The sequence below is a fragment of the Kitasatospora sp. NPDC004272 genome, from assembly GCF_053603035.1.
In genome coordinates, this window is the sequence record NZ_JBSGET010000211.1 from 1 (window position 1) to 9812 (window position 9812).

The window sequence follows — 9812 nt, forward strand, 5'->3', positions numbered from 1 at the left end:
CGGCGGGGCAGCCCGCCGGGGACGGTGGACGGCTCGGCCGCGGAGGGCCGGGGCCCGCCGAGCGCGGCCGGGGCGGGCGCGGCGTGGGCGCCCTGGCCGCGGACCGGCAGCGCCTGGACGGCGGCCGGGGCCCGGACGGCGGTGGCGGCGGTGGCGGCGGGCGCGGGCGGCCGCCGGTGGGTGCCGGTGTCCTCGGCGCCCTGGCGGGGCGCGTCGGGGGCGCTCTCGACGGTCTCGGCGAGCAGTTCGCGCGGGATCAGCACCACGGCGGAGGTGCCGCCGTAGGGGCTGGGCCGCAGGTGCACCCGGATGCCGTGCCGGCGGGCGAGCCGGGAGACCACGAACAGGCCGAGCCGGTCGGTGTCGGCGAGGTCGAACTCCTGCTCCACGGCGAGCCGCTGGTTGATCTCGGCGAGGTGCTGTTCGCTCAGGCCCAGGCCGCGGTCGTCGATCTCCAGGCAGAAGCCGTGCGCGACCACCTCGCCCTGGACGGTGATGTGGGTCTGCGGCGGGGAGAACACGGTGGCGTTCTCGACGAGTTCGGCGACCAGGTGGGTGACGTCGGCGACGGCGGAGCCGAGCAGGCCGGTGCCGGGGAAGGGGCGCACCTGGACCCGGGCGTAGTCCTCGACCTCGCCGACGGCGGCGCGCACCACGTCGACCATCCGGACCGGCTTGCGCCAGGCGCGGCCGGGCGAGCCGCCGGAGAGGATGATCAGGCCCTCGGCGTGCCGGCGCATGCGGGTGGTGAGGTGGTCGAGCCGGAACAGGTCCTCCAGTTCGCGCGGGTCCTCGGTGCGGCGCTCCATGGTGTCGAGCAGGGTGAGCTGGCGGTGCAGCAGGACCTGCGAGCGGCGGGCCAGGTTGACGAAGACGGCGGAGACGCCGCGGCGCAGTTCGGCCTGTTCGACGGCGGCCTCGACGGCGACCCGCTGGACCTCGTTGAAGGCCCGGCCGACCTGGCCGATCTCGCCCGTGCCGAGGTCGAGTTGGGGCACTTCGGCGACCACGTCGACGGCTTCGCCGCGGCGCAGCCGGAGCATCACCGAGGGCAGCCGGGTGGCGGACAGGTCGGCGGCGGCGTTGCGCAGGCCGACGAGTTCGCGCACCAGGCGGCGGCCGGTGCGGTAGGAGATGACGATGGAGAGCACGACGGCGGTGAGGCCGATCAGGCCGGCGGTGCCGCCGCGGACCAGCGCGCCGATCGCGTTGTCGCGGGCCTGGTCGCCGAGGTCGGCGGCCAGCGCGGAGTTGAGGTTGTCGATGGCGGTGAGGACCTTGTCGGCGGTCTCGCCCCAGGAGTCGACCGGGCCGCCGCGCACTTCCACGGCCCGGTCGGCGGCCTTGTCGAAGCCGTTCTCGGCGGCGGTGAGCCAGCTCCAGTCCTGGCCCATCCGCAGCGCGTTGTACGCCACCCGGTCGTCGCTGCCGAGTTCGCCGATGTAGATCCGGAACAGGGCCTGCTGGGCGTTCATGGCGTCCAGGGCGACCTGCTGCTTGCGGGGGTCCTTGGCGCCGGCCTCGGTGCCGGCCCGCAGCGCGCGCATCGCGGAGGTCTCCTGGGAGAGGTACTCGCCGGCCCGGGAGAGCTCGACCAGGATGGTGCCCTGCCGGGGCAGCGAGCCGGTCTGCTTGGCGATGAAGGAGGAGCGGAACGCGAACACCGGGGTGATCAGGTCGCTGTAGTCCTTGAGCGCGCCGTCCCAGCTCTGCTTCTGCTGGCTGATCTGGCTGCGGATGGCGCCGAGTTGGTCGGCGACGTCCAGCAGTTCCTGGTAGCGGGTGCGCTGGTCGGCGTCGAGCTTGCCGGCGTCGTGGCTGGTGCCCTGGTAGCGGAGCAGCTGCAGGTCGCGGTCGGTGACCTCGCGGGCCCGGGTGTAGGCGGCGGCGTAGTCGGCGTCGCCGGGGGCGGCCAGCCGCAGGACGGCGGCGGTGCGCTCCTGCTGGAGGTCGTGGGCGTACTGGTCGGCGGGGTCGCCGAAGGCGGTGTAGGTGGAGCCGAGGTCGAGCTGTTCCCACACGTCGCCGGTGGTGACGAGGGTGGCGTAGACCCACAGGCCGCTGAGCGCCGCGATGGGCACCAGGAGCAGCGCGACGATCCTCGCGCGGATCGAGCTGCGGCGCAGGCGCATACGGGTCCTTAGTGGTCCTCGGGCGGAACGGCCCGGGACGCGGTGGGCGGGCGCGGGTGGGTGCGCGGGGGCAGGGGTGGGTACGGGCGGGGGTCGAGAGCCGCGAGCCTACTACTTCCTGACCACCCGTTCGTAGGGTGAAAGTGCATCGTGATCGGCTGTTGTCCGGATCGTCCTTTAATTTCCCGGCCGGGTTCTGTCATGGCCCCGACCTGCGGCACTTCGGTCGGTGCGGGGTGTCGTCGGACGGTGACTCTGGGCAGCGCCGCGCCGATCCGGTAGCTTCGCCGGTACCGCTCCGACCGTGCGGGCCGGGGGCGGGAACGGCCCCCCGGACCGGGGCGGGGGCCGCGGGGATCGGGGGGACCGTGCGAGAGTTCAGCAGCCCCGCGCCGGGCACGGCGCCGACCGGCGGGCTGGCCGACTCGGTGTTCGACCGGGCGGAGCGGGATCCGCGGCTGGTGCAGCTGTCCCGGGCGGTGGACGGCGGTTGGGAGCCGGTGACCGCGGCCCGGTTCCGCGACGAGGTGCTGGCCCTGGCCAGGGGCCTGCTGACCCGCGGGGTGCGCTACGGCGACCGGGTCGCGGTGATGTCGGCGACCCGCTGGGAGTGGACGCTGTTCGACTACGCGCTCTGGTCGGTCGGGGCGATCACCGTGCCGGTGTACCCGACGGCGTCGCCGGACCAGGTGCGCTGGATCCTGGCCGAGACCGCGGCGGTGGCCTGCGTGGTGGAGGACGAGGACCAGGCGATGACGGTGGGCGCGGTGTGCGACGCGCTGCCGGAGCTGACCGGCATCTGGCAGCTGGACCGGGGCTGCGTGGCGCAGCTGGCCGCGGACGGCGCGGGCGTGCCGGACGCGCTGGTGCACCGTCAGCGGCTCGGGGTGACGCCGGACTCGCTGGCGAGCGTCATCTACACCTCGGGCGCCACCGGCCGCCCCAAGGGCTGCCTGCTGACCCACGGCAACTTCGCCTCGACGGCGGACGCGGTGCTGCACGGCTGGGCGGAGGTGTTCGCCGACACCGGCGGCGGCCAGCCGTCCACCCTGCTGTTCCTGCCGCTGGCGCACGTGTACGGGCGGCTCACCCAGGTCGCGGCGGTGCGCGGCGGGATCCGGATCGGCCACCACGCGAAGGTGTCGGCGGACAGCCTGCTGCCGGTGCTGGCCGCGTTCGGGCCGACCTTCCTGCAGGCGGTGCCGTACGTCTTCGAGAAGATCCACCGCCGGGCCCGGGAGGCCGCCGAGGAGGCCGGGCGGCTGGAGCTGTTCGAGCAGGCGGAGCGGGTCGCGGTGGAGTGGGCGGCGGCCTGCGAGCGCCGGGCGCACCGCAAGGGCCCCGGCCCCTCCCCGGCGCTGCGGCTGCGGCACGCCGCGTACGAGCGGATGGTGTACCAGCGGATCCGGGCGGTGCTGGGCGGCCGGGTGCGGGCGGTGATGTCGGGCGGGTCGATGCTGGGGCGGGAGCTGGCGCTGTTCTTCGCGGGCGCGGGCATGACGGTGTACGAGGGCTACGGGCTGACCGAGTCCTCGGCCGCGATCACCGGGAACCCGCCGCGGCGGCCGAAGTTCGGCACGGTGGGCCGTCCGGTGCCGGGTTCGACGGTGGCGATCGCGGAGGACGGCGAGGTGTGGGTGAAGGGGGCGGGGGTGTTCGCCGGGTACCTGAACCACCCGCGCTGCTCGGACGAGGCGCTCTGCCGGGGCTGGCTGGCCACCGGGGACCTGGGCGAGCTGGACGAGGACGGCTACCTGACGCTGACCGGCCGCAAGAAGGAGGTGATCGTCACCTCCAGCGGAAAGAACCTGGCCCCGGCGGTACTGGAGGAGCGGGTCCGGGCGCACCCGCTGATCGCCCAGTGCCTGGTGGTGGGCGACGACCGGCCGTACCTGGCGGCGCTGATCACGCTGGACGGGGTGGCGCTGGCGCACTGGCTGCGGGCCCGCGGGCGGCCGCCGCTGGACGTGTGGGAGGCGCTGACCGATCCGGAGCTGCACCAGGAGGTGCAGCGGGCGGTGGGGGCGGCGAACACCACGGTGTCCCGGGCGGAGTCGATCCGGGCGTTCCGGCTGCTGCCGCGCGAGTTCTCGCTGGAGGAGGGGCTGCTGACGCCCTCGTTGAAGATCCGCCGGGCGGCGGTGGCGGAGCGCTACGCGCAGGACATCGAGGAGCTCTACGCCGGTTGACCGATCTCGGCCACCGGTTGGGCCGTTCCGCTTGACCGCCGGGATTGGTCCAGTCCATTGTGTGCACCGGCCTGGTGCGGCAGGGCCCCCACCGACCCCCGCCCCCTCCGGGAGTCACTCCTCCGCCCGTCCCCCACCATGGAGTTGACCCGTGATCGGTTCCGCCCGCCGCCGTCTCGCGGCCCTCGCCGCCACCGCCGCGCTGGCCTCCCTCGCCACCGTGCCGACCGCGCACGCGGACGCGCCGGCCCCCGCGCCGAACCTGGCCACCAACCCCGGTTTCGAGATCCCCACCCTGCCGCTGGCCGACTGGGGTTCGATCCCCGGCTGGCACTGCGCGGCCGGCGAGGGCGCGGTCACCGCCGCCGCCCGCACCGGCGGCTCCGCCCTGACCCTCACCCCCGCCTCGGACGACTCCACCGGCCAGTGCGCCCAGACCCTCGCGGTGCGCCCGAACACCACCTACGCCTACAGCGCCTGGGTGCGCGGCTCGTACGCCTTCCTGGGCGCGAGCGGCACCGGCCACGACGTCCCCCCGGCCTGGACGGCGTCCACCGGCGACGGCTGGCAGCGGCTGAGCACCTCCTTCACCACCGGCCCGGCCACCACCTCGGTGCAGCTGTACGTGCACGGCTGGTACGGCCGGGGCCCGGTCTCGGTGGACGACGTCTCGGTGACCGGCGACCGCCCGGCGCCCGCGCCGCTCACCACCGGCGTGCCGACCTCCGACCCGGTCGTCTTCATCACCGTCGACGACGGCTGGACCCGCGACCCGGCGGCGGTGCGGCTGATCGCCGACCGGAAGGTCCCGGTCACCGCGTTCCCGCTGCCGATGCCGGAGGGCTTCGAACCGGACTACTTCTCCCGGGCCACCGCGGTGCCCGGCTCCGCGATCGAGGACCACGGCGTCTCGCACCGGGACCTGACCACGCTGTCGCCCGCCGAGCAGCAGGCCGAGGTCTGCGACGCCCGGGACGCCGTCACCGCGCACTACGGCACCGTCCCGACGCTGCTGCGCCCGCCGTACTTCGCGGCGAACGCCGACCTCCAGCAGGCCGCCGCGAACTGCGGCATGACGCACCTGGTCACCGCGAACGTCGACTTCGGCTGGGGCGCCTCCAGCACCTCGCACCCCGGCGGCGTCCTGCAGGCCGGCGACATCGTCATCCTGCACTTCACCGACACCCTGGCGAGCGACCTGCAGCGCGCCCTGGACGCGGCCGCGCAGGCCGGCCTGAAGCCCGCGGCGCTGACCGACTACCTGCACTGACCGACCGCCCGCACCGGCCGGCCGGCCGCGCCGGTCCCCCCGGAACACCGGCGGCCGGGCTCCTCGCACGAGCCCGGCCGCCGGCCTCCCCGTCCCCCACGGACGCCGGTGCCGCTCCCCCGGGTCAGGCCGCGGCGCTGAACAGCGGCAGGTAACCGCCGGCCTGGCCGGAGGAGTTGGGGTGGTAGCTGTCGCTGATCGGCAGCGTGGTGCTGTTGAGCCACTGGCTGGAGGAGCCGCAGATCTCGTGGCCGGAGAAGGCCGTGCGGACGTCCTTGAAGGTGAACCCGGCGTTCGCCGCCTGCTTGGCGATCACCGTGTCCAGGGTGTCGGCGGCGCTGTTGATCGCGGTCCGCTTGGTGTCCGAGATGCCGAGGATGCAGCTGCCCGGCACCTGGTAGAGGTGCGGGTAGCCGAGCACCACCACGTGCGCGTTGGGCGCCTTCGCCTTGATCTGGCCGTACAGGCCGCCGAGCTGGCCCGGCAGGGTGTTGTTGGCGTAGCTCTTGGCCGTGTTCACCGCGCTCAGGCAGGAGCTCTCGCTGTTCAGCACGCAGGTCTGCATGGTGGAGGCGAAGCCCGCGTCGTTGCCGCCGACGGTGATCGACACCAGCGTGGTCGAGGAGCTCAGCGCGCTCAGCTGGTTGGCGGCCACGTCCCCGGTCTTCGCGCCCGAACAGGCCACGAAGGAGAACGAGGTGGGCGCGTGGGCGGTCTTCCAGAGGTACGGGTACGCCTTGGTGCTGCGGCTGCAACTGCCGCTGTCGCTGGTGTAGCTGCCGGAGCCGACGCCGGCCGAGTAGGAGTCGCCGAGCGCGACGTAGTTGACGCCGGCGGCGTTCGCCTGGGTGGCGGCGACGAGGGTGGTGACGGACAGGGCCGCCGCGGTGAGCGCGACGGAGACAGCACGGAAGCGGGACATCTGATCCTCCATGAGTGACGCAGGCCACACATTGGATACCAGTCAGTAGCCTCGCGGGGAAGCGGTCATGCCAAAGAAGTTGACGAACTCTCACCGAACGGGACCCCAACGTCCGCTACGCGCGCAGACCCATCCCTGACCTGGGCTGCGACGATCGCCCGGAGTGACGGCCGCACCACCCCGGCGACGAGGGGCGCGCGCTCGGCGCGCTCGGGGCCCGGCGCGCTCAGCGCTCAGCGCCCGGCGCCCGGCGCGCTCAGCACAGCCGGCAGCCCGCGAGCGGCAGTTCCTCGATCGTCTCGTCCGCCCGCGCCGGGACGCCCCACAGCCCGGCCGCCGCCGCGACCGCCGCCCGGGCCTGCCGCAGCCCGGGCGGCCCCCAGCCGAGCAGCTCGACCGCCAGGCCGGGCGCCACCAGCAGCCGCCGGTAGTGCCGCCCGGAGGCCGGGTCCGGCACCGACGGGCCCACCCCGCGCAGCACCGCGGCCATCCGCACCCGGGCGCACTCGTGCCCGCCGTTGGCCGAGCCGACCCGGTCGTACAGGTACCCGAGGTAGACCGGGCCCCCGATCACCGCCTGCGCCTCCTCGCCGGCCTCCCGGGCCAGCGCGCTGCCCGGGTCCCCCGCGTCCTCCGGCTCCAGCGAGCCGCCGGGCAGGCTGACCACCCCGTCCTTCGGGTTCACCAGCGTCAGCACCCGCCCGTCCGGCGCGAACAGCCACCCCCAGGACTGCTTGACCGTCAGCCCGGCCGGCACCTGCTCGCCCGGCCGCCACGGCCAGCCCGCGTTCGGCCGGCGGCGCACCCGCCCGAGCAGGTCGGAGATCTCCGGGCTGTACTCGATGCCCATCCCGCTCCCTTCCGCTCCGCGGACCCGCCCGCCGTACCACCTGATGATCTTCCCCGAACACCCGACCGATGAACAGCCCCGACCGCCACCCGGGTCACCGGGTCTGCTAAGGCGACGGCTCGGGGCGCTGTCCGGCACCTGTGATACTCGTACCGGAGCACCGGACGGACGAGGAGTGGCGAGGATGCGGCGGGGAGCGACGGAGTGAGGCTGCTGCACACCTCGGACTGGCACCTGGGGCGCTCGTTCCACCGGGAGAACCTGCACGGCGCCCAGCGGGCCTTCCTGGACCACCTGGTGGCGACCGTCACCGCCGAGCGGGTCGACGCGGTGCTGGTCGCGGGGGACGTCTACGACCGGGCGCTGCCCGGCCTGGAGGCGGTCGCGCTGTTCGACGAGGCGCTGTGGCGGCTGGCCGAGCTGGGCGTGCCCGCCGTGTTCATCTCCGGCAACCACGACTCCGCCCGCCGGCTGGGCACCGCCGCCCGGCTGATCGACCGGGCCGGCATCCACCTGCGCACCGACCCGGGCGCGCTGGCCGAGCCCGTCCTGCTGGCCGACGAGCACGGCCCGGTGGCCGTCTACGGCCTGCCCTACCTGGAGCCGGCGCTGGTCCGCGAGCGGCTCGGCCTGGAGCGGGGCGGCCACGAGCAGGTGCTCGCCGCCGCGATGGACGGCGTCCGCGCCGACCTGGCCACCCGCCCCGCGGGCACCCGCGCGGTGGTGCTGGCGCATGCCTTCGTCACCGGCGCCGCCGCCAGCGACAGCGAGCGGGACATCGCGGTCGGCGGTGTGCAGTCGGTGCCCGCCTCGGTGTTCGACGGCGTGCACTACGCGGCCCTCGGCCACCTGCACGGCTGCCAGACCCTCGCCCCGCACCTGCGCTACTCCGGCTCCCCGCTGGCCTACTCCTTCTCCGAGACCGACCACCGCAAGTCGATGTGGCTGGTCGACCTGGACGCGGCGGGCGCCGTCGAGGCCCGCCGGGTGTACTGCCCGGTGCCGCGCCGACTGGCGCGGCTCAGGGGGCGGCTGGACGAGCTGCTGGCCGACGGGGAGCACGAGTACGCCGTCGAGTGCTGGACGCAGGCCACCCTGACCGATCCCCTCCGCCCGGCCGACGCGATGGAGCGGCTGCGCGAGCGCTTCCCGCACACCCTGCAGCTGCTCTTCGACCCGGAGGGCGGCGAGCGGGCCGACGGCGCCTCCTACGCCCAGCGGGTGCGCGGGCGCACCGACCAGGAGGTGGTCGAGGGCTTCGTCGCCCACGTCCGCCCCGGCCGGGAGCTCGACGGCGACGAACGGACCTGGCTGCTGGAGGGCCTGGAGTCGGTGCGCCGCGGCGCGGCCGGCCGGGCCGAGGAGAACGCCCGGTGACCGCCCGTCCCCACCACACGCGGGAGCACACCCGATGAGGCTGCACCGGCTCGCCCTCACCGCCTTCGGGCCGTTCGCGGGCACCGAGCTGATCGACTTCGACCGGCTCTCCGCCGCCGGCCTGTTCCTGCTGCGCGGGGCCACCGGCGCCGGCAAGAGCAGCGTGCTGGACGCGGTCTGCTACGCGCTGTACGGCGAACTGCCCGGCACCCGCCGCAGCAACGGGGTGCGCAGCGACCACGCCGAACCGGGCGTGCGCACCGAAGTGGTGCTGGAGCTGACCCTCGGCGGGCGGCGGCTGGAGGTCACCCGCAGCCCCGAGCAGTGGCGGCCCAAGAAGCGCGGCACCGGCCTGACCCCGGAGAAGGCGCAGACCCTGCTGCGCGAGTGGGCCGCCGACGCCGGCCAGGGCGGACCCGGCTGGGTGCCGGTCAGCAGGTCGCACCAGGAGGCCGGCGAGGAGCTGACCCGGCTGCTGGGCATGAACCGCGAACAGTTCTGCCAGGTCGTGCTGCTCCCGCAGGGCGACTTCGCCCGCTTCCTGCGGGCCGACTCCAAGCAGCGCGCCGAACTGCTCGGCCGGCTCTTCGACACCGGACGGTTCGACCAACTGGAGCGCTGGACGGCCGAGTTGCGCAAGCAGCACGAGTCCCGGGTGCAGAGCGGACGGCAGCGGGTGCACGCCCTGCTGGCCCGCGCCGAGGAGGCCGCCGGGCCGCTCGCGGCGGGCGCCGCCGAGCACCGCCCCGACGAGGACGCCCCGGTCGCCGGGGCGCTGGCCTGGGCCGCGCTGCTGCGCGTCGACGCCGCCGAACGGGCCGACTCCGCCGCACTGCGGCTGGCCGCCGCCGAGACCGCGCGGGCCGCCGCACGCGCCCGGCTGGAGGAGCAGGCCGCCCTGGCCGAACGGCAGTCCCGCCACCAGCGGGCCCGGCGGGAACGGCTCCGGCTCGCCGACCTGGCCGCCCGCTCGGCCCCCGAACGGGCCCGGCTGGACGCCGCGTTGGCCGCCGAGGCGGGGACCGCGAGCACCTCACCCTGGGTGGACGCGGCGACGACGGTGATCCTCACG

7 protein-coding genes are annotated in these 9812 nt (G+C 75.1%); 4 read left to right on the forward strand and 3 right to left on the reverse strand.

What is annotated here, in order from left to right; translation table 11 throughout:
* Nucleotides 1–2132 (reverse strand): sensor histidine kinase (locus ACWEO5_RS36515; protein WP_452166407.1); only part of this gene is annotated, 2132 nt, incomplete at its 3' end.
* 368 nt (nucleotides 2133–2500) lie between these two features.
* Here ACWEO5_RS36515 and ACWEO5_RS36520 point away from each other — a divergent pair.
* Both ACWEO5_RS36520 and ACWEO5_RS36525 read left to right on the forward strand, forming a co-directional pair.
* A complete protein-coding gene (locus ACWEO5_RS36520; protein ID WP_452166408.1) occupies nucleotides 2501–4321 on the forward strand; it encodes an AMP-dependent synthetase/ligase in 1821 nt (606 codons plus the stop codon).
* Nucleotides 4322–4472: 151 nt separating this feature from the next.
* Complete coding sequence (locus tag ACWEO5_RS36525) at nucleotides 4473–5591, forward strand: polysaccharide deacetylase family protein (RefSeq protein ID WP_452166409.1); 1119 nt, start codon at nucleotides 4473–4475, stop codon at nucleotides 5589–5591.
* Between the two features lie 124 nt (nucleotides 5592–5715).
* On the opposite strand, the gene ACWEO5_RS36530 is transcribed toward ACWEO5_RS36525, so the two are convergent.
* Both ACWEO5_RS36530 and ACWEO5_RS36535 read right to left on the reverse strand, forming a co-directional pair.
* Nucleotides 5716–6513 (reverse strand): SGNH/GDSL hydrolase family protein, encoded by a 798-nt coding sequence (locus ACWEO5_RS36530; protein ID WP_452166410.1) that lies wholly within the window; start codon nucleotides 6511–6513, stop codon nucleotides 5716–5718.
* A gap of 256 nt (nucleotides 6514–6769) precedes the next feature.
* Nucleotides 6770–7363: a hypothetical protein gene (locus tag ACWEO5_RS36535; RefSeq protein WP_344550948.1), complete on the reverse strand. Its 594-nt coding sequence runs from the start codon at nucleotides 7361–7363 to the stop codon at nucleotides 6770–6772.
* Nucleotides 7364–7567: 204 nt separating this feature from the next.
* Between ACWEO5_RS36535 and ACWEO5_RS36540 the strand changes: the two genes are divergently transcribed.
* A complete protein-coding gene (locus ACWEO5_RS36540; RefSeq protein ID WP_452166411.1) occupies nucleotides 7568–8740 on the forward strand; it encodes an exonuclease SbcCD subunit D in 1173 nt (390 codons plus the stop codon).
* A gap of 34 nt (nucleotides 8741–8774) precedes the next feature.
* Nucleotides 8775–9812 (forward strand): AAA family ATPase (locus ACWEO5_RS36545; protein ID WP_452166412.1); only part of this gene is annotated, 1038 nt, incomplete at its 3' end.